Source organism: Eikenella sp. NML070372 (genome assembly GCF_001648415.1).
GTDB lineage: Bacteria > Pseudomonadota > Gammaproteobacteria > Burkholderiales > Neisseriaceae > Eikenella > Eikenella exigua.
On the sequence record NZ_LXSN01000003.1, the window covers coordinates 1 to 24,106 of the forward strand.

Sequence of the window (24,106 nt, forward strand, 5' to 3'; positions counted from 1 at the left end):
CGCAAAACGTTGTCCTGTCGTTTCTCGCACAACTGGGCGATTTCACGGCTGCTCATCAAAGGTTGTTGCTGCTTGCCAATTTGGATAATCTGATTCATAATCTGCTCCGATTTGTAGCTCTCCCTAACACCCTGCCCGCCATGCTCCGGCGGGCTTTTTTTCATCTGTCTACTACCCGCCAACAAGTCATAAATCCGCACACCCAGCCGCATACAGCCGAATAGTTCCAACGCCTCCAGCGGCGTGATGCTGTTGCCTTGTCGCATATAGTTCAAAATCTGCTTGCTTTGTGTCATCTTGTTTGTCATAATCAAATCCCCTTGAAAAGGGAATTTCTTCATACGACTTTTGCCCGCCACGCTCTGGCGGGCTTTTTTTCATCCCCGCCATTCCCAGGGCCGCCGAAACCGGGCAGCCTTGACCGGCACATAAATCCGTTGCATGATTTGCCCGTCATAATGCGCATTGGCCGCAGCCCCCGGTTTTTCCCCGGCCTCTTCCGGGCTGTCCGCCCAAATGCCCAATGACCACGTCCTGCCTTTGAAACGGTAGGAGAACGTGTATTCGTTTTTCGCATAATCCATAGGAGTTCCTTTATGTATTTTGAAATGTATAGAGATACCCGTAATGAATGGCGCTGGCGGTTAAAAGCCGGTAATCATGAAATCATTGCCGTCAGCTCCGAAGGCTACGCATCCAAACAAAGTTGTTCCCATTCGATAGACTTAGTTAAATCCACTACTGCTAACACCCAGGTTAAAGAAGTGTGATTTCCCAGCCCGCCTTAGCGGGCTTTCTTTTGCCCGTCTGTCCGGGCTGCCAAGCGTCTTTCCGCTTTGTCCGCCGTGGCAGAATGGCTGCCTCTCACAACAACCCACCACGAAAGGTAAAATCATGGGCCGCTACCTACTAATCAGCTACGATCTGAAGAAACCGGGGAGAGACTACTCCGGACTAGCCAACGTCATTAAAGTCATTGGAGGAATCAGCACCATTCATTTACTGGAATCCGCTTGGTTGGTTTCCACCACACTCAGCATACAAAGAAGTCATAACCAGGCTGAAAGTAGTAACCGATTTCAACGACAGCATTGTCATTGTTAAGCTTTCCAATATCGGCTGGCATAACCTAGAGCCATTGATGCAATTGCGTTTGCAAAATCTTTTTCGCTAATTTCGCAGTCATCCGAACCTTGGCTGCAAGGCCCGGCTTCTATAGGCAGCCCATCCGTTGCCGTCAGACGGTCGTCATAGCGCCGCACGGCGGCAACCGCACGGCACATTCCGTAAGCCGTTGCCCGCAAGTCAATCATCGGATGCGCCTCCGCCGTCCGCAGCAACGCATTGATAATCTCGTTGCGGTCTTCCAAAGACAGTACTTGCTCAATCTCTTGTCTTTCCCTCATCTTCTTTCCTTCCCTCAAAAATATTTGCGACCCTACTCGTCCCTAATCGCCTCTGTGAGCAAATCCTGATTAGGCGTAACCTCTCCGTACAGTTTCTCGCGCAGCAGTTGGCGAATCAGCGGGCTGAGCGAATCGTAGCCACGTATGGCGGCCAGCGTTTTCAAGTCGGCCTTGAGCTTCTCCGGCAGGTGCAGCTTGACCTCTTCAGTGCATTTTTCGCGTTTCATGGCTTAACCCTAAATACTTCCGCATACAAAGCACGCAGTTTGTCCATAACGATGTATGAAGGGGTTGTTCGGGTGCCGTTATTCAGCTTAGACACATAGGCGGTTGAGCAGCCAATATTCTTAGCAATAGCCTCATTACTCAGGCCTTTTTTCTTAATATTCGCTACAAGAGTTCTCGGTTTCATAGTCTTATCCTACTCATCAATAGCTGCATTATAAGTACTAATGTACTCAAAAAGCAAGCACCAAGATACTTATCCCATTAAGTACAATAGTACAAAAGGAAATTAAGATGAAAACACTACAAGACCGTTTGAAGTTTGCTCGAGCCAAGAAGGGATTAAGTCAAGCCAGCCTAGCTAAAGCCATCGGTAAATCCCAGTCCTCCATTGCCGCCATCGAAGCAGGCCGGAATAAAGAGACCACCAATATTGCTTCACTAGCTATGGCATTGGGCGTAGATGCAGTTTGGCTGGAAACAGGTAGGGGTACACCATTCATCAACAGTGCCAACGTCCGTGAGTTAGACATTCCCCTTAATACCGTCCCCCTCATCTCATGGGTCAAAGCCGGGTATTGGGAGGAAGCCATCGATTTGCTCCAGCCCGGCGAAGGCGAGCGCATCTCCACCAGTATCAAAGTCCGCCGCCACACCTACGCCCTAATCGTGGATGGCGACAGCATGGAACCGGAATTTACCGACGGCGACATCATCATCGTAGAGCCGGATGAAGAGCCCGTCCCCGGCAAATTCGTCATCATCCGCCAAAACGGCGGCGAGGCCACCTTCAAGCAGCTCATCAAAGACGGCAGCCGCTGGCTGCTCAAGCCGCTTAACCCCCGCTACCCCGTCATGGAGATGCGCGAAGACGCCGTCTTCTGCGGCGTGGTTAAAGAAAAAATCAAACGCTATTAGCCAATAGGCCGCGTGTTTTGGTGGGGCGTGTTGGATTGAACTAGGAGAAAAAATGGCGAAAACTTCGCACCAAGATTGCCTGCAAGAGTATGAAGCACAGGCACTGATGGACATCCCCAAATCATTTTCAGGTAGCCTGTCGTGGCGGCGCAGCAACAATAAAAACTTTCTTACCACTGACTTTGTGCCGATAGATGCCCGTGATGATTTTGGCGGCACATTAGCCGGCGTGGTGGTGCAAATCGAATACAAGTGCCCAAAACGCATCAAAGATTCAGAGAAGCTGCTCATGACGTTGCACCAGTTGGATAAAGGCATCAAACGCCGCGCCTATCAGTTGGAAGCAGCAGACGAAAGCCGCATCAGCAGCAGAAGCCCGGATGGCAACATCTATGGTTGCCACGAGCATATAGGACAAGCGGTGTATAAAGTTCAGCCACTCTATCCAATCGCCGAGCTGTCTAGCTGGTTTCCTGTATTTTGTGGTAAAGTAAATTTAGACTTCACAGGGAAACTTCCTGAATATTCGGTATAAATCATGAAGATAACGTGCAGCTGGCTACATCAGAATTTAGGCTATGAATGCCGCACCGTGCAAACGGTGGATGGCAGCCAAGCCCTGCGCGTTCAAACCGCCCATACTTGGGCAGACGGTACGCCTCTCACGTTCTATATCATCCCAAGTGGCGACACCATTATCCTTACTGATGACTGCGATACCCTGTTTCACTTCCACACCCAAGGCTTACTAGAAACGGCGCGAAGCATCCATGCCTTGCGTGAAATGGTGGCCTGCACCGATACGCCAATCAGCGTAGAGGAAGATGGGGAAATCATGTGCATGGGCAATCAGCAGAAAGCCGCGCGTATGATTGCCGACTATCTCTCTGCTATGTGTGCCGTCATGCACTACGAGCGGGAAATCCTAGGAGTTCCGCGCGAAGTGGCAGACTTTGCCGAAGAGGTAGAGTTATACCTGAAGGCATGGAAGCCGAAAGCCAAGCTTCAAAAGAACGTGAAAGTGCGTGGCATTTCCGGTCATGACTACACATTCGATTTCCAGATGGACGATAAGCTCATCCTTGCCATCAATCCTAATCCCGCATCTGTTGGCGCAGTCATGCGCAAAACAGGCGATGTGAAAATGGGCAGCGATTTGGATAGCCGCGAGCTGATGGTAATTGTGGACGACCGGGGCGAAGACCTGTTCCACCAAAAAGCGGAAGAGGAAATCCGCATTATTTCCGCCTTAGTAAAAGCTGTGCCGTTCAGCAATATCCTTAAGCAAGTGCCAACATCAACGCGACAATAAACACTACGCCACCAGCCCGCCCAGCGGGCTTTTCTTTTGCCCAGCAAAAAACCGCCCGTAGGCGGTTGGTTTGCCAAGCAGCTCAGGCAGGCAGTGTTTCCCGCACCTGCCTTTCCACCGCCTGCACAATCAAATCATTCAGCGAGGTATGTTGTCGTGCCGCCATCGCGGCCGCCTGCCGGTGCAGTTCCGCCCCCAGCCGCACGTTCAGGCTGCCCTTATAAGGCTTCTCCGGCGATATCCCTTCTTCGGCACACATCACCAAGTATTCGTCCACCGCCTGCTCGAACATCGCCTTCACTTCGGCCAAGGTCTCCCCGCCATAGCCCAGCACGCTGCGGATATGCAGCACTCGCCCGTGCAGGCAGTCGTCTTCTTTGCTGTATTGCACCGTGCCTTCGTAGCCTTTATAGCTCAATAAATCATTCATCATCCACCACTCCAATTTTACGCAAGCCCTCAATCACGTCTTGCAGTTGGTAACGCTTCAAAATCTTGCCCGGGTGCGGTTCGTGCAGCGTAACCGCAATCCCCGTTTCCCGATGCAGAAACTTCCTACCCGAGCCGCTGCCCTTGTGCAGCACAAACCCGTGTTTGCTCATCACGGCAGTCAGCTCGTCCCAAGTGAAATCACGCGGCAGGCTCAGCAGCCGTGCCAGCAGTTTTTCCGCCTTGCCCATTATTTTGCCTTTGTTTGCTATATGCGACTATTTTACAGTTGCAATAAGATTTAAGCAATCCCAACCGTAAACTCGTAGCCGACTCCTGCCGCCAAGTGCGGCTTTTTTTGTTGCCTGAAAGCTACCTAAAGGGAAAATAAATTCAATTTAAAATCATAAATATATCTAATCACCAAAATATTTTACCTTTGGGTATTGATTATTATCTTACCTGTAGGCAATATGCACCCAACGAAACACGAAACAGACCACACGAGCCAAGCCCTAGCAGGATACAAGAGGGCAAACCTAATAAAACCTAACATCGAAGCCCGGAAATAAATCCGAATCTCGGATTTCAATCCGAACTACCGGGGAATGCAAAACACCAGCGCGGCGGCTGGTGTCGGGTTTTCAGGTAGCCTTGCAGCAGGGGTTACCGCCTGATATTCAGCTCGGCGGTCTGGCCTGTAGCGGCCAGCATGGATAGCAGCGCATCAATCGTGAACTTGCCGATTTTGCCGTTTACCAAATCGGAAACACGGGGGCGGCTGGTGTTGAAGATGGCGGCGGCCTGCTCCTGCTTCAAATCCTGCTCGGTTATCCAATCGCTCACGCTCTTTGCCAGCTTCAGCTTGGTTTGGATAACCATATCGCTATGTGCTTTGAGTTTGGCGGCCTCCTCTGGGCTGAAACCCAAATCGGCAAAAACATTGCCGCCTGCGGGTGTGGTGTGGGTGGTGTTTGATTTCATTGCTGTAGCTCCTTTACCAAGGCGGCGTAACGCGCCTTAATGGTTGCCGTGTCTTTCGGGGCGGTCTTTTGGGTCTTTTTCTGAAAGCTGTGCAACACGAAAACGGCTCTTTCAAATTTGGCAACATACACAACGCGGTATGTGCCGTCCGCCGGGTGCTTCCTCAATTCCATCACGCCGCCGCCAAGATTGGGCATGGGTTTGAAGTCGCTTGGCTCAAGCCCGTTTTGAATCAGCCCAAGCTCGTAGCCAAAGTGCTTGATGGCTTCAATAGGGAAGGTTTTTAAATCTTCCAGCGAAGTATCCCGCCACTCGATGGGCTTTTCTCTTATGCTCATGTATCAAATTTTATACAGTTATGCCATATTGGTCAATTCTCGGTTTCAGGTAGCCTTATCTACAAATAGCCAATTAGCCATCATGCGTCTAAGAGTGGCTAATACAGGTTTCCGGCAGCTGGGAAAATCGAACTAGTTCCAAAACGGAAATAGTTCAAACCAGAGGCAAAACCGCCCATGCGGGCGGCTTGCTCTCTCTCAATGCGGCTTTAGCGCCGGGGCGGAGCTTAGCTCGTAGTGCCTGCGTTTCCAGTCGTCGGGGGCGCGGCTGGTGGGCGGCAGGTCGTGGCCGCAGTCGTCGATGCGGAAGCAGGTTAGGGCATACAGGCTGCATTGGTTCTTGCCGCCCTGCCTACTCACTATCAAAAATTCCGCATCTTCCAGCTCCTTCAATGCGCGGCGCATAGTCAGTTACGACATTAGGCAGGATTAAGGATAATGCGAAGCAAAATAAAACACCAGCCAGCCCGCCGGTGTTTTGTTTTTCAGGTAGCCCCGCCTGTTACAATCAAGGCTCGGGCTTGGCGGTATCGCTCCCGCAGATAATAGTCTGAATACCATTGCATCATCTCCCGCCGCTCGGCCAGATACTCCGCCCGGTTGTAGGCGGCTCTAATCCGGTTGATTTCTTCATGCGCTAACTGGCGTTCTATGGCATCGGGGTTGTAGCCCTGCTCGTTCAATATGCTGCTTGCCAAGCTGCGGAAGCCGTGAGGTGTGGCAATGCCCTTGTAGCCCATGCCGTTCATAATTTTGCCTAGGGTGTTTTCGCTGATATGGCCGTTTTGTTTGGTACGGCTGGGGAATAGATAGGGAGTATTGCCGGTTAAGTCTTGCAGCTCCTGCAACAGCTCTATCGCCCAATCGGAAAGCGGCACGGTATGCGGCGGCTTGGGGGGCGGTCTTCTCGTGCTTCATTCGTTCGGCGGGGATTACCCATTGCACCGCTGCAAAATCCACTTCCGCCCATTGCCCGCCGCGCAGTTCGGTATTGCGCACAAACACCAGCATCAGCAGCAGTAAGGCGATTTTATTTGCCGGTTCAATCTCGGCCAGTATCAGGCGGCGATAAAACTCTGTCAGTTCTTTACGTGGTAGGGCTGCGCGGTTTTTGGCCAGCTACTTGGCAATGTATTTGTGCAATGTACGGGCGGGGTTGCGGTCGGTTACTTCCAGCATGACCGCATAATCGAAAACTGCGCCTATCCATTCCCTTACTTTTTCGGCTGTGTTGCTCACGCCCCGCGCTGTGATACGGTCTAAAACTTATTTGATTTGCCCTACCGTGATGCTGTCTATCGGTATTTCTCCAATCAGCGGAAAAACATCGGTTTCAAAATAGCGCATGATGCGCTCTGCATGGTTTGGCTTCCAGCGGTGTAGATTGTCGGTGTGCCAGCGGCGGGTAGTGGCGGCAAAAGTATTCAGTAAAGCGGCCTGCCTTTCCTGCTTGGCCTGTTGCTTGGTGGCAGCGGGGTCTTGCCCGCCTGAAAGCAGGCGGCGGGTGTTTTCGGCAGCTTGCCGGGCTTCGGATAGGGAAACGGCAGGATACTTGCCGATAGTCAGCGTTTTTTCCTTGCCGTCGATACGGTATTTCAGGCGGAAGATTTTGCCGCCTGCCGGGGTAACTTCCAGATACAGGCCGCCGCCGCCAAACAGCTTGGCTTTCTTTCCTGTGCCGGTAGGTTTTGCGTTCTTGATTTGGCGGTCGTTCAGGGGCATTCCGGGGGTATGTTTTTGAGGGTATTTTCTGGATGCCCCCAATCATACCCCCACAAAAGGGGCAATTCAATTAGACGGCATTAGACGGGATTAGCTTAGCAAGGAAAGAGAAAGGATAACTTAAATCAGCCTGAAAGCCTTGCCTGTATTGAATTTGGCTGATTGCATTGGATGGCATTAGACGTAAAAAAACAGCCCGAAAATTTGGGCTGTTTCGTGAGTGTGGTGCGGACGGAGAGACTCGAACTCTCACACCTCTCGGCGCCAGAACCTAAATCTGGTGCGTCTACCAATTTCGCCACGTCCGCGGGAAAGGCGGCATTATACTGCAATATGCCGGTTTGGCAAGATGCTGTTTGAAATCGGATTATATTGCGGAATAACGAATCAACCGACACTGATACGGCTTTGGCCTGCCCTGCATGAAAAAATGCGCAGCCGCCCTACTCTTTTTCTTCGGGTTTCGGCCGCCACAGCACCAGCTGTTTGCCGATGTGCTGCACCAGTTCGGCGCCGGTGGCGGCACAGAGGGCTTCGGCAATGGCGATGCGCTCCTGCCTGTCGTCGCCGGCCACTTGCACTTTAATCAGCTCGCGAGCGGTGAGGCGGGTATCGGTTTCTTTGATAACAGCTTCAGTGAGCCCTTGTTTGCCGATGAGCACGGTGGGGCGCAGTTGGTGGGCTTGTTGTTTGAAGCAGTGGATGTCTTCGTTGCTGAGTGTTGCCATTTTATTGATTAGTATTTGCTAAGTGATTGGAATTGGAAAAGGCTACCTGAAAATGCCGAACGGGCTTTCAGGTAGCCTGTTTCAGAAAGATAGACACTTAAGCAGCCACGCTTTCAAAACGGCGGGCGGCTTCGTCCCAGTTTACTACTTGCCAGAAGGCTTTGATGTAGTCGGGGCGACGGTTTTGGAATTTCAGGTAGTAGGCGTGTTCCCACACATCCAAGCCGATAATCGGGTAGCCAGACACACCGGATACGGCCTGTCCCATCAGCGGGGAGTCTTGGTTGGCAGTGGAAACGGCTTTGAGCTTGCCGTTTTCATATACCAGCCAAGCCCAACCAGAGCCAAAACGGGTAGCAGCAGCTTTTTCAAACTCGGCCTGGAAAGCTTCCACGCTGCCGAAATCACGCTCGATGGCGGCTTTGAGCTTGCCTTGCAGAGTGGTACTGGTTTTCAGGATTTGCCAAAACAGGCTGTGGTTGGCGTGACCACCGGCATTGTTACGCAGAGGAGTACGCACGTTTTCGGGCAGCTCGGCAAGGCGGGCAATCAGCTCTTCGGCGGACAGTTTTTCCCACTCGGGCAGTTTGGCCAACACGGCATTGGCATTATTTACATAGGCCTGGTGGTGCTTGCTGTGGTGGATTTCCATGGTTTGCGTATCAAAATGCGGCTCCAGCGCGTCATAAGCATAGGGCAGTTCGGGCAGTTGGTATGCCATAATTTGTTTCCTTTTTCAGATGTGTTTTGCATAGCTGAAGCAATTATTTCTTCCTGCTACGTTGACTCGCCTTGTTAGGAAGAAATAATTGCTTCGGCTACAAGGGTGGCAATGATAAGTGTTATCCCCTGGTAATTCAAGGTTTTTTACAGCCTTCCATAATAGGGATGATACGGCTTTGGCTCGCCTTGCCGTACTATTTATACCATCTACAGCTCGCCACCTTGTCTCACCCCTATTGGGAACGACTACACAAGATGGAAGTTTACCTGAAACTTTCAGGTAAACTTCCCCTTCCCTGCCCTTAATCCCTCAGCTGCTGCAAAATCCTGTTCCACAGGCCGCGCAGCAGGTCGATGTCTTCGCGGCTGGGGGAGGCGCGGTCGAAGAGGCTGTGCAGGCGGCGCATCATGCGTTCTTGGTTGCGGCGGTTGGCAAAGCCGGTTTGCTCAATGATTTGCTCCAAGTGGTCCACCATGCCGCGTGTTTGGCTTTGTGTAGCGGGCGTGTGTGCCTGTTGCAGCTGGCTCATGCCGATGCCGGTTTGGCTGAAAATTTCGTAGCACACCACTTGCACGGCCTGGGCGAGGTTGAGCGAGAAATAGGCGGGATTGCCGCTGATGGTGAGCAGGCGGTTGCAGCGCTGCACTTCGTCGATGTTCAGGCCGAAGGTTTCGTTGCCGAATACGAGGGCTACCTGAAAACCTTGCTGCGCGGCCTGTAATAGCTCTGGCACGAGTTCGCGCGGGGTGTGTAGTGGGGCGGAGAGTTCGCGGCGGCGGCTGGTGAGGGCGCAGCTCAATACGGTGTCGGCCAGCGCTTCATCCAGGGTGGCCACAATTTGCGCCTGCTCCAGCACATCACGCGCGCCGGAAGCGAGGATGAAGCTTTCTTCCGGCAGCTGGAACGCGGCGGCCTGGGCGGCATCGAAAGCGGGCGGCTCGGGGGTCATCGGGGTGGCCATCAGGTTGGGCGCCACCAGGGTGAGGCGGCTCAAGCCCATGGTTTTCATGGCGCGTGCGGCGGCGCCGATGTTGCCAGGATGACTGGTGCGGGTGAGCACCACATGAATGTAGCGCAGATCATCGGGAACGGTGGGGGTGTCTGTCATATCACTTGGTTTCGGCTATAGCTAAAGCAATTATTTCTTCACTACTGTGTTAGCTTACTGCCTTGTATGAGAAAATAATTACCTCGGCTAAGTTTGGTTTTCACGCAGAGGTAGAGACAAACGATGTTTATGCTTCGGCTCGATATCGCGAAACAGCGCGGCCAGCGCGGCGTGGTCGGCGGCCATGTCGGCGGTGGGGGTAAACAGCGGCAGGAAGCGCACTTCGCGCCGCCCATAGTCGATTGCCACCGGCAATACCGGCACGCTGGCGCCGCGGGCAATCCGCCAGTAGCCGCTTTTCCATTTGGGTGCGGCGTGGCGCGTGCCTTCCGGCGAGATGCCGAGAAACAGCTGCTCGCTGCGGTGGAAGGCGGCCACGGCTTCGTCCACCACGCCGCCGGCGCGTTCCCTATCCAGCGGCATCACGCCCGCCCAGCACAAAAACGCCGCCAAGCCGGGCACGGCAAATAGGCTTTTCTTACCGAAGATGCTCATTTTCAAATCCAAAGCCAGCATGGCGGGCAGCACATACAGCCCGTCGAAATTCGACGTGTGCGGCACGGCCACCACCACGCATTTGGCCACATCCGGCACGCTGCCTGCGACGCGCCAGCCCAGCAGCCGGAGCAAAGCGGCCGCCACTCGGCGGCTGATTCCGCCGCCCCGGCGCGGCACTTGCGGCGATAGCGGCATCATGCGTTGTCCTTTTCCGCCAAAATCCGCGCCACGGTATCCACAATCACCTGCGTTTGCGGATCGATTTCCACATTTACCCACTCGCCGGCACGGCAGCTGCCAAACAGAGTACGGCTCAGGGTTTCGGGAATTAGGTGTACATTGAATTCGCTGTCGGTTACCGTGCCGATGGTGAGGCTGCAGCCGTCTAAGCCGATAAATCCCTTAGGGAAAACATAGCCTTTCAGGTTTTCAGGTAGCCTGAACCACACAGTGCGGTTCAGCCCATTCGCTTCGATGCGGCTGATTTCGGCGGTGGCCGTGATGTGGCCGCTCATGCTGTGGCCGCCGATTTCATCGCCGAAGCGGGCGGCACGCTCGATGTTTACCTTATCGCCCGGCTGCAATGCGCCCAGATTGGTTTTGGCCAGCGTTTCGCCCATCAGGTCGAAATCCGCCGCGCCGTTTTCGTGTATGCGGGTGATGGTGAGGCAGCAGCCGTTGTGCGCCACCGATGCGCCCACGCGCAAATCGGCATCCGCGCCCTCGGGTAGGCGCACGGTGTGGCTGCGGAAATCAGGCGCGCGTTGATCCACGGCCAGCACTTCGCCCAAGCCCTGTACGATTCCTGTAAACATGGTTTCTCCTTGATTGCTTTATGGTTGGATAGGGCTACCTAAAAGCTCTCCCATCCTATTTTCAGGTAGCCTTTTGCTGTTGTAGGGCTACCTGAAAATTTAGCTTCGCAGAAACTCCACCTTGGCTGCGCCAAAGCCTCGTTTTCAGGCAGCCTTTCTCAGCGCACTTCCTGCCGCCTAATTAACCAAGCAGCGGCGATGGCAAATACTGTGCCAGGCAGGATGGCGGCACCGAAGGGCGGCATGCTGGAGAGTTGGGCAACGTAGCCGGATAGCAGGCCGGCGAAGTGGAAGGCGAGGCCCAGGCAGATGCCGAGAAACAGGCGCACGCCGATGTTGCCGTGGCGCGAGCTTTGCGGGGTGAAAGCAAGAGCCACCAAGGCCATTACCGTGCAAATCAGCGGGTAGAGCAGCTTGCGCCACCAGGCGGTGGCATAGGCGGCGGTTTGCTGGCCGTTGCTTTGCAGGTGGTCGATATACATTTTCAGGCTGCGGGCCGACATTTGGTCGGTATCCACCAAAAGTACGCCGAGCAGCTCCACGCCCACATCGCTTGGCCATTCGGCGCTGGCCAGCCGTTCGGTTTGGGTGCGCTCGGCGGCAATATGGGTGCGCGCCACCTGTTTGAGCGTCCAAGTGCCGTTGCTGTTTACACGGCCTTCGGCGGCCTGCCAAGCGGATTCCAGCGTGGCGTGTTGGTTGTAGCGGTAGATGCGGATGCCGAGCAGGCGGCCGTCGGGCAGCATTTCGCGCACGTTGATGTTGTCGCTGCCCTGCCGAAACCACAGGCCGCTGCCGCCCAGGCTCACGGTTTGCTGCACGGCATGCAGGCGCAGCCGCTCGGCGCGTTGTTCCATATAGGGGGCAACCCATTCGCCTAAAGCCACGCCGATCAGCCCGGCCAGCAAGCCCACCGAGGCCACGGTGGCGATGATGCGCTTGAGCGAGGCGCCGCTGGTGCGGATAACCGTCCATTCGCTGGCGGAGGCGAGCTGGCTCAAGGCGGCCAGGCAGCCGATGAGCACGGCCAGCGGCAGCAGGGTATACATGTGCCCGAACAGGCGCATGCCCACATACAGAATCAGGGTGAGCACGGTGTAGTTGCCGTTGCCCACGTCGTCCACGGCATTAATCACTTCAAAAAACGAGAACAGCGCCACTAAGGCCATAAGCGCGTAGAGCGTGGCCGTGCCCAAGCGGCGGATTAGATAACGGGTGAGCAGTTTCATGCCGGTTTGCCTCCCAAGGCCAGGCGCAAGGCCTGCCAAAACGGCCGCGAGGGCTGGCTGCGCACGCGCAACAGCAGCACGGCCAGCATCAGCATCAATAGATGCGGCACAATCAAGCCCAGCCACAGCGGAATTTTGCCGCTGCTGATGCCGTCGCGCACCAGCGTGAGGCCGTTCTGATAGAGCAGAAACATGCCGATGGCGATTAAGAGGCTGTAGCTGCGGCCGCTGCGGTTATCCATATATGAGAGTGGTAGCGCCAACAGCGCCAAAATCAGCACGCTCACCGGCATGGTGATACGCCACATTAATTCGCCGCGCAACTCTGGGTTGGTATTGCCCCACAGTTTGGCGGTGGGCACGGTGCGGCGGTGAATATCGCGCTGCACCAGCTTGGGCGCGGTGCCCACCACCAAATGCAGCCGCTCAAACGATACTTCGTCGTAATCCGCCATGCCGGGTATGCCACTGTAGCGGCGGCCGTTAAACAATTCCAGCGTACGCTTATTGCCTGCTTCGACAAAACGGCCGCGCTCGGCGGTAATCAGCGTATCGCGCCCCTGCGCATTTTGCTCGCGAATAAACAGATTGGCCGCATCACCACTGCCCGCATCGAATTTTTCCACAAAATACACGCGCGGTGTGTTGCTGCCGAATTCCTGAAACACCCCTGGGCGCACCATGGAAATATCCTGCCGCTGCTTTAGCACCTCGGCAAACTCGTGGCTACGCGCATCCGCCCACGGCATTACTAGCATCGACACCAGCGCCGTGAGCAGGGCAAAAGGTACGGCAAAAGCCATCAGCGGCTTAATCCAGCCGTAGAGGGAGAGGCCGGAAGAAAGCCAAACCGTCATTTCGCTGTCGCGCCAATAGCGGGAAAATACCGTGAGCGCGCTGATGTAGGCCGTGAGGATGAGCACGATGGGCATCAGCGCCACCGTCCAAAACGCCACCAGCGTGGCCACTGCATCCGCCGCCACCTTGCCGCCGGCTGCACCGCCCAACAGTTTCACCGCCTGCACCACCACCAGCGTAGCCAAGAGCAGTACGAATACGCCCACCGCCGTTTGCGACACTTCTTTAATAAATTTTCTTTGATAAACCATATCGTTCCGTAGTTGTGCCGATTTCAGGTGGTCTGAAGCACATTCTTTCATACAAGGCGAACCACTGTTGTAAAAAGAAATTAAGTGCTTTAGCTATATAATAAAGAAACGGCGCGGATTGTACGGCAGAAGGCCACTGCCTGTCATGCCGTGCGCTGCAAAGCCGTAATCTTGATTTCCACTTTCCAGCCTGCATCTGCTAATGCGGCTTGTACGCAGGCGCGGGCGGGGGCTTTGCCAGGGGCTACCCAGGCATCCCAAACACGGTTCATGCCCGCGTAGTCGGCCATATCGGGCAAATAGATTACCGCTTCGCAGATATGTGCCTTGTCTGAGCCGCAGTCGGCCAGAATCCGGTCGATTTGCGCAAACACATCAGCGGCTTGCGCTTCGATATCGGCTTCGGGGTTGGCAGGTACTTGGCCAGAGAGGAAAACGAAACCGTTGGCTATCACAGCTTCAGAATAGCGTGCAGCGGGGAGATGGTGGCAGATAGTCATGGCAAATCCTTTCTTTGGAGGAGTGGGAGAAACGGGGGGAAGGATACCTGAAATTTTTAATTTCGTTGAAACTCATGCTTTCAGGTAGCCAGTAGGCTGGGTATGAGTGCCCGACTTATTGCGGCTGCGGTTTGAGCAGAAATGCCGACAAAATCATAGATCTTTGCACTGCAGCTCATCATAACCAGCATTTTATAAACATTTGCTGGCGGCTATACAACGTGCTGACATCCCAGTTTATCAACGCAACCCATAAAAACAAAACTGCTGCACCAATTACTTCAACAAAATCGACTCGGGAAATCCAGCCGTTTTGAAACCATAGGTAAAAAGCCATCAACCACACCTCCAGCGGGCCACCTAATAGTGCGCGAACAATCGGCACCCGCCATGGGTAAGGCGGTTTGGCGGAAACTGCTTCTTGCGGTTTGTTTTGTTCCATTTCCATTGACCTTTCTGTATCACTGTGAGGCTACCTGAAATGTTAGCTCCGCAGAAACTCAGCTGCCTTTGGAAACCTCGTTTCAGGTAACCTCATCTACGCAATAACAAGGGCTACCTGAAAACACCGGCCGTAGCGTCATATTTCACTTCACCAAATTCATTTTTTCAGGTAGCCTCCAGACTACCCCCAAGCTACCTGAAAGCGTAAGCTTCGGCGCAGCTAAAATAATGTCTTGCCGCAGCCAAGGCTGAATCTCTGCAAAAACAAACCATCCCATGCTCCCCATCCTCTACCGCCTGCTCACACGCCTTCTCGGCCGCCCACTTGCCCATTATCTGCTAGGCAAACGCAGCCGCCGCTCGAGTACCTATCTGCTGCACCAAGGTGAGCGTTTCGGCGAGCTGCTGGCGCAGCCCGTGCAGCACGCTATTTGGGTGCACGCCGTGTCTGTGGGCGAAACCCGCGCCGCCGTGCCGCTGGTGCAGGCTTTGCGCCGCCGTTTTCCCGATGCCCCGCTGCTGCTCACGCAAATGACGCCCACCGGCCGCGTTACCGCCGAGAACCTGTTTCCCGATGCCCAATGCCGCTATCTGCCCTACGACCACCCGGCTTGGACAGCCGCCTTCCTCGCCCAGCATAAGCCGCGTTTCGGCATCATCATGGAAACTGAAATCTGGCCGAACCTACTGGCCGCCTGCCGCGCGGCCGATCTGCCCGTGTTCCTGGCCAACGCCCGCCTCTCCGAGCAATCCGCGCAGGGCTACCGCCGTTGGCCGTCCCTGTTTGCCCCCGCCCTGCAATCCTTCCGCCGCGTGCTCGCCCAAACCGAATCCGATGCCGAGCGCCTGCGCGGCATCGGCGCGGAAAACGTGCTGGTGTGCGGCAACACCAAATACGACATCGCCCCACCCGCAGCCATGCACGAGCTGGCTGCGGCGTTTAAGCAACGCATCGGCGGCCGCCCCGTTGTGGTGTGCGCCAGCACGCGGTTTCATCAAAACCAAGACGAAGCGCTGCTGCTGTTGCAAGAGTGGCGGCAGTATCGCGGCGATGCGCTCTTGGTGATCGTGCCGCGCCATCCCGAGCGCTTCGATGCCGTGGCCAAAGGCGCGGCGGCGCTCGGCCTGCGCGTACAGCGGCGCAGCGACGAAGCCCCCGTGCGCCCCGACACGCAAGTGTGGCTGGGCGACAGCATGGGCGAGCTGTTCGCCTACTATCTGGCCGCCGATATGGCCTTTGTGGGCGGCAGCCTGGTGGACACCGGCTGCCAAAACATCATCGAACCCATCGCCTGCGGCAAACCCGCCCTGTTTGGCTATTCCACTTACAACTTCGCCGCCGCCTGCGCAGGCGCATTGGCCGCAGGCGCCGCGCTTCAGGTAGCCACCCCCGCCGAATGGTATGCCGCCGTACAACGCTGGCTGGCAAACCCCGCCGAACGCGAACGCTTCTCCGCCCAAGCCGCCGGCTTTATCCAAGCCCACCAAGGCGCGAGCGAGCGGATTGCCGAAGCCGTGTGCGCGGCTTTGGATGAGGCTACCTGAAAACGAGGTTTCCGAAAGAAGCCGGGTTTCTGCAAAGCTAAAATGTGAGCTTCAACGCCGTTCAAACGGGCAACGCAAATTTCTGCACAACCAAACATCCAGCCAAGCCAAAACTTTGTAGCGGCAGCTTGGTCGAATGGCGCGCTAATCGAAGCGGATGGTGTAGCGCACCTCGCCGCTTACGGAGTCGGTGCCGACGCGGCTGATGGCCTGCAGGGTGCTGTTGATCTGCCAGATCAGCTTCACGGCCTGGTTGGCGCTGGTTACGCTGTATTCGTAGCCCAGATAGAGCTCGTTGGTGATGCGCTTGCCGAAGGCGATGACTTGCTCGGCGGGGTTGAGCTCGCCGGTTTGGGTGTTGCGGGTGCGGCGGGTGGTCATGCCGAAGTCGTCGAGGAGGCCGATTTTGTCGTTGATGTTGCCGGCCAGGAAGGCGCCGGCGGCGGCGGCCACGGTGGCTTCGTCGCTTTCGTTTCCGCTGCTGGCGCGGCCGAGGATGAGCCAGGAGAGCTTATCTTTGTCGCTCATCGGCTCGTTGGATACGAGGCTCACGCGCGGGTTGTCGAGGCTGCCGAGCACTTCCACGCCGGCACCCACGGGGGAGTATTTGCGGGTGGCGCGCAGGTTGAGGTTGGGCGAGGCGATGGGGCCGACGAAGGAGATGTGGCCTTTATTGATGACGAGGTCTTGGCCGTAGGCTTTGTATTGGCCGCGCACGATGTTTACGGTGCCCACTGCGCGCACGTTCTCTTTGGGTTTGGCGCTGAGGGTGAGCTTGCCGCCGAGCAACACATCCAGCCCTTGGCCGCTGAAGCGGAAGTTGTCGTTTAAGTCGAGGGTGAGGTTCATCTCGATGGGGGTGGCGGTGCTGGTGTCGGCGGGTTTTTCTTCGCCGAGCACCACCACGTCGTCACCCAGCCCGGGCATGCTGGATTTCTGGAAGCCGAAGTGGCCGCTATCCACTTTGAGCTCGCCGTTGAGCGCCATGCCGCGCCCGGGGTTGTAGAGCAGGCGGCTGTTGCCGCTGAGGGTGAGCTTGCGGTTGGGGTTGTCGAGGATGGGGTAGCGGGCGAATTGGGCGTTTACGTCTACGTCGGGGGTGGTGCCGGTGAGGTTGACGCGGCCTTTGAGTTCGACGCTGCCGTCTTTGCGGGTGAATTTGAGCGAGTCGATTACCCAGTCGCGGCCTTGGAAGCGGGAGCTGAGGCTGCCGTTATCCAGAATCACGCCGGTGTTGCGGTCGCGGTAGTAGAGGTTTTTGCCGGTGGCGGTGCCGTTGAGGCGGGGCTCGCCCACGCTGCCGGACACGGTGGTGTCGATGGCGAGCGCGCCTTTGGCGCTCATGCCGCCGGGCAGGAGGTTGCGGATGGCGTCGAGCTCGGGGATGTCGAGTTTCAGGTAGCCTGAAAGCGGGGCTTGGCGGATGGCGTTGCCGAACTGCTGGCTCACGGCTACGGCGGCGTCGAGCGTGCCGTAGCGGGTTTTGCCGGTGAGGCGGTTGTCGATGCGGCCGCTGTGGAAGCGGGTGTCGAGCACGAGGTTGCCCAAGCCCAATGCCTGCTGGCGGTAGGGGATAACCACGTCGCCGGATTGCTGGGTGAGTTTCAGGTAGCCTGTGGCGTCGCGGCTGTAGCGCAAGTCCCAATCGCCGGCCACCACGAGCTGCAGCTTGACGGATTTGTCGTCTTTGCCCAGGCCGATCAGGTTGTCCAGCTCTTGCAGGTGCAGGTTGGCGGCGTTGCCTTTGCTGCTGATGCCGCTTTGTTTTTCCCACACGAAATTGTGCAGGTTGAGGCTGCCGCCCATGGCGGCCCAGCGGGCGTTGTCGAGGCGCACGCGTTTGGCGCCGGCTTCGATTTGGATGGGGTTGATCAGCTTGAGGTTGAAGGCGCCGCCGATGTCGAGCTGGCCGATGCGGCCGTTCCATTGCTGTTCGTTGTTCAGCCCGCCGTTGGCGGCCAGATTGAGGCGGAAGGGCTTGCCGCTGAGGCTGAGGCTGCTGCTGCCAGTGATGCTGTGGCTTTTGCCGCTGCCGTTGGCGTTGAGGCTGATGTTGTCGATTTGGGTGCTGCCGATGTGGATTTGCCGGCCGTCGAGCTTGATGTTGAGCGGCTGGTTGAGGTCGGGCGAGCCTTTGAGGCCGAAATCGAGGCGGGCTATGCGCACGGCGTTTTGCACGGCGAGGCTGTCGGCGTGGCCGTGCAGGTCGGCGGTGAGCTTGGCGGGGTCGCCGGAGAGGAAGCCTTGGGCTTTCAGGTAGCCGGTGAGGCCGAAGCCGAAGAGGTTGAGGTTGGGCGCGTCGATATCGAGGTTGAGGCGGTCGCCTGCCTTGCCGAAGCTGCCGTCGGCGTGGATGCGGTTGTTCCCGAGCAGGAGGTGGAGGTCGGCTTTGGGCAGGTGGTCGTTTTGATAGCGCAGGTCGGCCTTGCCGGCGAGGGGGGCGCCGGAGAGCTGGCTGTTTTGCCAATCGAGCAGGAGGTGCAGGTTGGGCTGGTCGGCCAGGCTGCCGTCGAGCTTCACGCTGCCGTTCACGCTGCCTTGCGGCAAATCGGCCAGCACGGCGGCGGGATTGAAGCGGGTGCTGTCGACGCGGGCGGTGATTTTGCGGCCTTGGAAGAGCTCGAGCAGGGCTTCGCCGTGCATTTCGCCGCCGTTGGCGGGGGTGATTTTTACTTGTTGCAGACTGATGCTGCGCTGGCGGTTGGTTTTGTCGGTGAGCAGCTGGAAGGTACCGCTGGTGGCGGTTTGGCCGGCTTTAAGCTGCCAATCGGCCTGCGGGCTGCCGAGGCTACCTGAAAGCTTGATGTCGCCGTCTAGGCTGAGGTCGAGCTTTTGTTTGAGGATGTCTTGCAGTTTGAATTGCTGCACGGCGGCATCCACGGCCATGTTCTGGTTGGCACTGTCGATGTTGCCGTTGAATGTGATGCGGCCGCCGGCGGCCAGCTCGGTATCGACATTGTCCAGATGCAGTTTACCGCTGGTGTCTACTTTGAGTTTGCCGTTGATGCCGGCTACGGGGATGCCGTTGCCGTTGATGGGCGCGGGGGCTTGGTTGCGCACTTCGAGCAGGCCGGCGAGGGTATCGGCTTCTTCGGCGGGATTGAGCGCGAGGTTGAACACCAAATCGGCGGTGGGCAGGGAGGGATCGAACCATGCGGGGTTGATTTGACGGCCGTCGATGTTGAGGTTGACGATTTTGCGGTTGAGCAGCGGCTCGAAGGGACGCAGTTTACCGTTTACGGCAAAATGGGAATCACCGTTGTCCAGCTGGACGAGCAACTCGGGGTTTTGCAGGCTGCCGTTCATGGCCACGGCGCTGTCGGCCTGTTTGCCGTCCAGCTCGCCGCTGCCCACGATTTGGCCGTCGAGCTTGAAGGGGGTGGCGGTGTTGAGTGTGGTACTACCGCTGAAATTATGCCAGGGCAGGCGCAGGGAAACGATGTTGAGCTTGTGGTTTTGGTGGTCGAACTGGTAGCTGACCGCGCCGGATTCCACCACCGGGTTGTTGCTTTTGCCCAGCAGGATGCGGCCGACTTCGATTTTCTCGATCTGTACGCCCAAGGGCAAATCCACGCTTTCAGGTAGCCTCATCGGCGGGCGGTCTTCTTTGGGCGGGGTGGGTTTGCTGATGATGCGGATGTCGCCGGCGGCCAAGCGCTTGACGTGCAGCTGACGCTGCCACAATTCATTAGGCTGCCATTGCAGCGCCACGCTGCTGATGTCTAAATCGGTGCCCTCGGTGGCTACCTGAATGCCGCTGCCTTGAAAGCCGCGCCACAGGCTGCCGTTCAATTCCTTCACACTGATGTTCACGCCGAACCAGGCGGGGATTTTGGTGATACCGAAGCGCAGGCCGGATTCGGTGCCCACCAGCCACACCACGGCGGCCACCAAAAGCGTGAGCAGCAGCAAAAAGGCGGAAAGCAGGCGGCGCAGCCAGCGGCGGCGAGGCTTTTTCGGCGGGGTGTTGCCGGCAGCGGCTTCATTTTCGGCTTCGGGCGGCAGGGTGTCGGAATCAACGGGGAGGGCGGTGTCGGTCATTTAGAATCGGGTTCCCAGGCTGATGTGCCAGCGCAGTTTGCGGTCTTGGTGGCCATAGGCCAAATCGAAGGAGAAGGGGGCAATCGGGCTAAACCAGCGCAGGCCGACGCCGCTGCCGTGATGCCAATTCATATTGGTGAAGTTGCGGCTCACCGAGCCCATGTCGTGAAACAGCGCCAGCGCGAAGTTCTTGCCGATCGGTTTTTGATATTCGAAGCTGGCCACGGCCAGGGCGCGGTCGGGCAGCACGGAGTTGTTCGGGCCTTTGCGGCCGATGCTGTCTTGCTCGTAGCCGCGCACGCTGTTGGCGCCGCCGCTGCGGAACAGCAATACGGAGGGCACTTCCGAATCTTGGTTGGAATGGGTGTAGCCCAACTCGCCGCGCACGATAAACGTGCCGATGTTTTTGTGTTCTTCGGGGGTGAAATAGTAGCCTGCGCGGCCGTGCACACGCTGCACGGCGGTGGAAGAACCGAGCGAGCCGAGGGTGGCGCCTACCTTGCCTTCCAAATAATAGCCGTTGGCCGGGCGCAGCAGGGTTTCGATGTTTTGGCGGCGCCAGGCGGCAGTGAGCATCAGCACATTGCTGCGGCCGAAGTCGGGGCCGCCCACAACGCGGCGTGATTCGGTGATGTATTCCAGCCCGAAACGTGCTTCGATGCCGTCGCGGTCGCGCACGCGCCAGATGCCGGATTGGAGGGTGTTTTTATCCAGTTTCTGCGTGGTGGAGCTGTCGTAAGCGATGTTGCCTGTCCAATACCAGCCGTTGCTGTTGCGCGGCTGGCTCAGGCCGACGCTGGCGCTTTTTTCGTAGCGGTTTACGTCGGTGGCGCCGGCAAACACATAGCCTCGGTTGAACATATTGTAGTGTTCGTAGCCCAGGCGGATGCCGGGGCCGTCTTTGGAATCGTAGCGCAGGCCGATGTCGAACTTCTGGCGCGGCACTTCGCTCACCGACACCAACAGCGGTACGCGGTCGTTCACCATTTTGGAAAAATCAGCCTCCACCTGCGCGCGGCTGTAGTGGCTGTCTTGTTCCAGCGCCTGCTGGTAATCCAGGATTTTGTCGAAATCGTAGGGTTCGCCGGGCTTGAACTGTGCCATGCCGGTAATCACCGAGGCGGGGTAACGTTCGTTGCCGCTCACTTGAATATCGCCGAAATACACCGGCTGTTTGCTGTCCACGCTCACGGCGAGCACGGCTTGGCTGGTTTGCGGATTGATGGTGGCGCGGCTTTCAGTGAGCGAGGCCAGCGGGTATTTATAGCGGCGCACGGCGGAGAGAACCGCATCTTTGCTGCTGCTCCATTCGCTGTTCACAAACGGCTGGCCCACCGGCAAGGCCCAGTTGGCTATGGCGCGTTTGTAGTAGTTGGCCAGCTCGGCGTCTTCCAACACTTTACCCACAATCGACACTTCCACATTACTCACCCGCGTGCGCGGCCCGGGTTTTATCGTGATGCGCCAACCGCGGCCATGCGGGGCTACCTGAATATCGGCGCGGAAATAGCCTTGCGAACGCACAATCTGTTTGATTTCGTCTGGAGCTTCCTCGGCCAGAAACTGCATTTGTTCATAATCAATATCCGCGTCCGGCTCGGTTTGGCGGTTGATAATAGAAAGATGCTCGCGCAAAAGTGCGGCCAAATCGGCAGGCGCATTGATGGAAATGGGGAAAGGCAGTTTGTTTGGATTAACCGTGGTGGGCTGCTCGATTGATTCTTTTTCTTTATTTTTTTGCACCGAATTAGCAGCCGCCTCTCCTGCCTTGCCGTCGGCACGGGCGGGCAGGCTCAGCAGCAAGGCGGCAATTACGGCAAAGGGAAACAGAGGGGTTTTCATGGGCAATCTGCAATCGGTAAACATCAAGCCGGTGTGTGTGGGCGGCAAACTGCCGCATATTAGCATTTTTGCCTTACGTTTTATAGTAAAGGCAGGCAAAAGAAAGCCAGCCGGCTAAGGCTACCTGAAAGGGATGGTTGAGTTTAATTATCCAAACGGTCTGTTATTGTGTGTTTCAGGTAGCCTCTATCTGCTCAAAGGCTACCTGAAAAACTCACTCTCCCCGCCACAGGCAGCTTGTGCAGGCAGTTGCTGTTGGTAAATATTTGTGCTGATACGTTCGTTTCTGTTAAACTGGACTCCTTTTTTTCACCCAGAACCATAGCTGAAGATAGCTGAAGCAAGCCGATACGCTAGAAAACAATGGGCTTTAGCTATAACAATCACACAATCTAGGGATTCGTATGCAAAACAACACTCAAAGGGAAAGCCCGTTCGGCCTTTTCAGCAGCCTGGGGCTGGTAACGCAGATTGCCATCGGCCTCGTGCTCGGCATTTTGGTGGGCATACTGGCGCGCAACACCACTGCCGCCGGGGCGGTGGTGGAAGTAGGCGTGATTTTGGGCAGCCTGTTTGTGGGCGCGCTCAAAGCTGTGGCACCGATTTTGGTGTTTGCCTTGGTCACTTCCGCCATCTCGCAGCACCGTAGCGGCAACCCCACCAATATCCGCCCGATTTTGGTGCTGTATCTGGTGAGCACGTTTGCTGCCTCGGTAGTGGCCGTGGGTGCGAGCTTCCTGTTCCCCTCGCAGCTGCTGCTCAGCGGCGTGGAAGCGGCCAGCAATGAAGCGCCCACCAGCATTGGCGAAGTGATGCGCTACCTGCTGATGAACCTGGTTTCCAATCCGATTCAGGCACTGGCCAATGCCAACTACATCGGCATCCTCGCCTGGGCGTTGGTGCTCGGCACGGCTTTCCGCCAAGCCAGCGAGCAAACCCGCACACTGATCAACGACGTGGCCGAAGCCATTTCCAAAGTGGTGCGCGGCATCATCCGCTTTGCCCCCTTGGGCATTTTCGGGCTGGTGTTGGTCACCATCGTGAAAGAAGGTTTCGACAAACTGGGCTTCTACCTGCACCTGTTGGCCGTATTGCTGGGCACGATGCTGTTTGTGGCACTGGTGGTGAACCCCATCATCGTGTTCGCCCAAACCCGCCGCAACCCTTTCCCACTGGTGTTTACCTGCCTGCGCGAAAGCGGCGTAACCGCCTTCTTTACCCGTTCTTCCGCTGCCAACATTCCCGTGAATATGGCTTTGGCGAAAAAACTCGGTTTGCATGAGGACACCTATTCCGTATCCATCCCGCTGGGTGCTTCCATCAACATGGCTGGTGCCGCCATCACTATTACTGTGCTCACCTTGGCCGCGGTGCACACCTTGGGCATCGCCGTGGATTTCTTGACGGCTCTGCTCTTAAGCGCGATTGCCGCCATCGGCGCCTGCGGTGCATCTGGCGTGGCCGGCGGCTCGCTGCTGCTGATTCCCATGGCCTGCAGCCTGTTCAACATCCCCAACGACATCGCCATGCAGGTGGTGGGGGTGGGCTTCATCATCGGCGTGATTCAAGACTCTGCCGAAACCGCCCTTAATTCCTCCACCGACGTGCTTTTTACCGCTGCCGTGGATCAGTCAAACAAACGCTGATTGTTTGGATTAAGAGCTAAAAGAAAGGCTACCTGAAGTTTTCAGGTAGCCTTCCCCATCTATCTACCGCAAACCTATAACTCACTACCGCGCGGATGGGTTTGCCAAACGCTGTGTTCAGCTTCCAGGGCGTGTTGCAGTGTTTCTTTTGCTGCTTCAGGCCGTAGGCGGCCGCAGAGGAAAATGTCGATGGCGGCGAAGCCGTGTTCGGGCCAGGTGTGGATGCTGAGGTGGGATTCGGCCAAGAGCAGTACGCCGGTTACACCGCCTTCGCCGCCGAAGGTGTGGAAACGGCTCTCGAGCACGGTGGCGCCGATGTGGCGGGCAGTATGCTCCAATGCAGTTTTCAGGTAGCCTTCGTTGCGCAGCAATTCGGGCGGGCAACCGTATAAATCAAGCAGGCCATGGCTGCCGGGGCTATGGCTCATTTATGCCATCCAGAAGAATAGCCACCACCCACGCGCGAGCCGTTGTAGGAACGGCTGCTGCCCATGAAGCTGTAGTTGTAAAAGGTGCTGACCAGCATAGCTATGATGCTGAAAA

The 24,106-nt window shown here is 56.6% G+C and carries 31 protein-coding genes and 1 tRNA gene; 6 read left to right on the plus strand and 26 right to left on the minus strand.

Annotated elements, in window-relative coordinates; all coding sequences use genetic code 11:
* The coding region (locus A7P97_RS09910) for a helix-turn-helix domain-containing protein (protein WP_231865613.1) at positions 1-341 on the minus strand (341 nt) is incomplete at its 3' end.
* A gap of 36 nt (positions 342-377) precedes the next feature.
* Positions 378-584 carry a hypothetical protein gene (locus tag A7P97_RS00225; RefSeq protein WP_067529840.1) on the minus strand — a complete coding sequence of 69 codons (207 nt, stop codon included), beginning with the start codon at positions 582-584 and terminating at the stop codon, positions 378-380.
* 12 nt (positions 585-596) lie between these two features.
* On the opposite strand from A7P97_RS00225, the gene A7P97_RS09515 reads away from it, so the two are divergent.
* Complete coding sequence (locus A7P97_RS09515) at positions 597-770, plus strand: DUF1508 domain-containing protein (RefSeq protein WP_082887547.1); 174 nt, start codon at positions 597-599, stop codon at positions 768-770.
* A gap of 330 nt (positions 771-1,100) precedes the next feature.
* On the opposite strand, the gene A7P97_RS00230 is transcribed toward A7P97_RS09515, so the two are convergent.
* Genes A7P97_RS00230 through A7P97_RS00240 form a run of 3 tightly spaced genes read right to left on the minus strand, consistent with a single transcriptional unit; the run spans position 1,101 to position 1,818 of the window.
* Positions 1,101-1,406 carry a hypothetical protein gene (locus A7P97_RS00230; protein WP_067529841.1) on the minus strand — a complete coding sequence of 102 codons (306 nt, stop codon included), beginning with the start codon at positions 1,404-1,406 and terminating at the stop codon, positions 1,101-1,103.
* A gap of 32 nt (positions 1,407-1,438) precedes the next feature.
* On the minus strand, positions 1,439-1,633 hold the full coding sequence (locus A7P97_RS00235) for a ribbon-helix-helix protein, CopG family (RefSeq protein WP_067529842.1): 195 nt from the start codon (positions 1,631-1,633) through the stop codon (positions 1,439-1,441).
* Positions 1,630-1,818: a helix-turn-helix transcriptional regulator gene (locus A7P97_RS00240; protein WP_067438194.1), complete on the minus strand. Its 189-nt coding sequence runs from the start codon at positions 1,816-1,818 to the stop codon at positions 1,630-1,632. The genes A7P97_RS00235 and A7P97_RS00240 overlap by 4 nt, the downstream gene beginning before the upstream one ends.
* Positions 1,819-1,925: 107 nt before the next feature.
* Between A7P97_RS00240 and A7P97_RS00245 the strand changes: the two genes are divergently transcribed.
* From A7P97_RS00245 to A7P97_RS00255, 3 genes are all read left to right on the plus strand, one after another.
* Positions 1,926-2,549, plus strand: coding sequence for a LexA family transcriptional regulator (locus tag A7P97_RS00245; RefSeq protein WP_067529843.1), 624 nt, complete (start codon positions 1,926-1,928; stop codon positions 2,547-2,549).
* Positions 2,550-2,655: 106 nt separating this feature from the next.
* On the plus strand, positions 2,656-3,084 hold the full coding sequence (locus A7P97_RS00250; protein WP_156497456.1) for a hypothetical protein: 429 nt from the start codon (positions 2,656-2,658) through the stop codon (positions 3,082-3,084).
* 3 nt (positions 3,085-3,087) lie between these two features.
* The gene (locus tag A7P97_RS00255; protein WP_067529845.1) at positions 3,088-3,861 is read left to right on the plus strand and encodes a DUF1828 domain-containing protein; all 774 of its coding nucleotides are present in this window, start codon (positions 3,088-3,090) and stop codon (positions 3,859-3,861) included.
* 82 nt (positions 3,862-3,943) lie between these two features.
* On the opposite strand, the gene A7P97_RS00260 is transcribed toward A7P97_RS00255, so the two are convergent.
* From A7P97_RS00260 to A7P97_RS10845, 18 genes are all read right to left on the minus strand, one after another.
* Entirely contained in the window at positions 3,944-4,294 is a 351-nt protein-coding gene (locus tag A7P97_RS00260; protein ID WP_197474149.1) for a type II toxin-antitoxin system HicB family antitoxin, read from the minus strand.
* Positions 4,284-4,541, minus strand: coding sequence for a type II toxin-antitoxin system HicA family toxin (locus A7P97_RS00265; RefSeq protein WP_067529846.1), 258 nt, complete (start codon positions 4,539-4,541; stop codon positions 4,284-4,286). The genes A7P97_RS00260 and A7P97_RS00265 overlap by 11 nt, the downstream gene beginning before the upstream one ends.
* A 415-nt stretch (positions 4,542-4,956) precedes the next feature.
* Positions 4,957-5,274: a helix-turn-helix domain-containing protein gene (locus A7P97_RS00270; RefSeq protein ID WP_067529847.1), complete on the minus strand. Its 318-nt coding sequence runs from the start codon at positions 5,272-5,274 to the stop codon at positions 4,957-4,959.
* Positions 5,271-5,612: a type II toxin-antitoxin system RelE/ParE family toxin gene (locus A7P97_RS00275; protein ID WP_067529848.1), complete on the minus strand. Its 342-nt coding sequence runs from the start codon at positions 5,610-5,612 to the stop codon at positions 5,271-5,273. Before A7P97_RS00275 ends, A7P97_RS00270 begins: the two co-directional genes overlap by 4 nt.
* Positions 5,613-5,810: 198 nt before the next feature.
* Entirely contained in the window at positions 5,811-6,017 is a 207-nt protein-coding gene (locus A7P97_RS00280) for a hypothetical protein (RefSeq protein WP_067529849.1), read from the minus strand.
* Between the two features lie 80 nt (positions 6,018-6,097).
* The gene (locus A7P97_RS10960) at positions 6,098-6,490 is read right to left on the minus strand and encodes a site-specific integrase (protein WP_067529850.1); all 393 of its coding nucleotides are present in this window, start codon (positions 6,488-6,490) and stop codon (positions 6,098-6,100) included.
* 388 nt (positions 6,491-6,878) lie between these two features.
* A complete protein-coding gene (locus tag A7P97_RS10965) occupies positions 6,879-7,334 on the minus strand; it encodes an Arm DNA-binding domain-containing protein (protein WP_067529851.1) in 456 nt (151 codons plus the stop codon).
* Between the two features lie 223 nt (positions 7,335-7,557).
* Positions 7,558-7,642 (minus strand) — tRNA-Leu (locus tag A7P97_RS00295).
* A gap of 135 nt (positions 7,643-7,777) precedes the next feature.
* Positions 7,778-8,062, minus strand: coding sequence for a ribosome assembly RNA-binding protein YhbY (gene yhbY, locus A7P97_RS00300; protein ID WP_067448410.1), 285 nt, complete (start codon positions 8,060-8,062; stop codon positions 7,778-7,780).
* Between the two features lie 97 nt (positions 8,063-8,159).
* Complete coding sequence (gene sodA / locus A7P97_RS00305; RefSeq protein ID WP_067529852.1) at positions 8,160-8,783, minus strand: superoxide dismutase [Mn]; 624 nt, start codon at positions 8,781-8,783, stop codon at positions 8,160-8,162.
* Positions 8,784-9,087: 304 nt separating this feature from the next.
* Positions 9,088-9,894: an RNA methyltransferase gene (locus A7P97_RS00310; RefSeq protein ID WP_067529853.1), complete on the minus strand. Its 807-nt coding sequence runs from the start codon at positions 9,892-9,894 to the stop codon at positions 9,088-9,090.
* Between the two features lie 87 nt (positions 9,895-9,981).
* Positions 9,982-10,590: a 1-acyl-sn-glycerol-3-phosphate acyltransferase gene (locus A7P97_RS00315; protein ID WP_067529854.1), complete on the minus strand. Its 609-nt coding sequence runs from the start codon at positions 10,588-10,590 to the stop codon at positions 9,982-9,984.
* A complete protein-coding gene (locus A7P97_RS00320; protein WP_067529855.1) occupies positions 10,587-11,207 on the minus strand; it encodes a riboflavin synthase in 621 nt (206 codons plus the stop codon). Before A7P97_RS00320 ends, A7P97_RS00315 begins: the two co-directional genes overlap by 4 nt.
* Positions 11,208-11,365: 158 nt before the next feature.
* Entirely contained in the window at positions 11,366-12,436 is a 1,071-nt protein-coding gene (lptG, locus tag A7P97_RS00325) for an LPS export ABC transporter permease LptG (protein WP_067529856.1), read from the minus strand.
* Positions 12,433-13,545: an LPS export ABC transporter permease LptF gene (gene lptF / locus A7P97_RS00330; protein ID WP_067529857.1), complete on the minus strand. Its 1,113-nt coding sequence runs from the start codon at positions 13,543-13,545 to the stop codon at positions 12,433-12,435. The genes lptG and lptF overlap by 4 nt, the downstream gene beginning before the upstream one ends.
* A 143-nt stretch (positions 13,546-13,688) precedes the next feature.
* Positions 13,689-14,045: a RidA family protein gene (locus A7P97_RS00335; protein ID WP_067529858.1), complete on the minus strand. Its 357-nt coding sequence runs from the start codon at positions 14,043-14,045 to the stop codon at positions 13,689-13,691.
* 178 nt (positions 14,046-14,223) lie between these two features.
* Positions 14,224-14,493 (minus strand): hypothetical protein, encoded by a 270-nt coding sequence (locus A7P97_RS00340; RefSeq protein WP_067442397.1) that lies wholly within the window; start codon positions 14,491-14,493, stop codon positions 14,224-14,226.
* 139 nt (positions 14,494-14,632) lie between these two features.
* A complete protein-coding gene (locus tag A7P97_RS10845) occupies positions 14,633-14,767 on the minus strand; it encodes a hypothetical protein (RefSeq protein WP_255361288.1) in 135 nt (44 codons plus the stop codon).
* Here A7P97_RS10845 and waaA point away from each other — a divergent pair.
* Positions 14,766-16,034, plus strand: coding sequence for a lipid IV(A) 3-deoxy-D-manno-octulosonic acid transferase (gene waaA, locus A7P97_RS00345; protein WP_067529859.1), 1,269 nt, complete (start codon positions 14,766-14,768; stop codon positions 16,032-16,034). The two genes, A7P97_RS10845 and waaA, sit on opposite strands and share 2 nt — an antisense overlap.
* A 144-nt stretch (positions 16,035-16,178) precedes the next feature.
* On the opposite strand, the gene A7P97_RS00350 is transcribed toward waaA, so the two are convergent.
* Positions 16,179-20,075 (minus strand): translocation/assembly module TamB domain-containing protein, encoded by a 3,897-nt coding sequence (locus A7P97_RS00350; RefSeq protein WP_067596286.1) that lies wholly within the window; start codon positions 20,073-20,075, stop codon positions 16,179-16,181.
* A complete protein-coding gene (locus A7P97_RS00355; RefSeq protein ID WP_067529861.1) occupies positions 20,076-21,917 on the minus strand; it encodes an autotransporter assembly complex family protein in 1,842 nt (613 codons plus the stop codon).
* Between the two features lie 404 nt (positions 21,918-22,321).
* Between A7P97_RS00355 and sstT the strand changes: the two genes are divergently transcribed.
* A complete protein-coding gene (gene sstT, locus A7P97_RS00360; protein WP_067529862.1) occupies positions 22,322-23,563 on the plus strand; it encodes a serine/threonine transporter SstT in 1,242 nt (413 codons plus the stop codon).
* A 74-nt stretch (positions 23,564-23,637) separates the two neighbouring features.
* On the opposite strand, the gene speD is transcribed toward sstT, so the two are convergent.
* A complete protein-coding gene (gene speD / locus A7P97_RS00365) occupies positions 23,638-23,991 on the minus strand; it encodes an adenosylmethionine decarboxylase (RefSeq protein ID WP_067529863.1) in 354 nt (117 codons plus the stop codon).
* Positions 23,992-24,106: the final 115 nt, after the last annotated feature.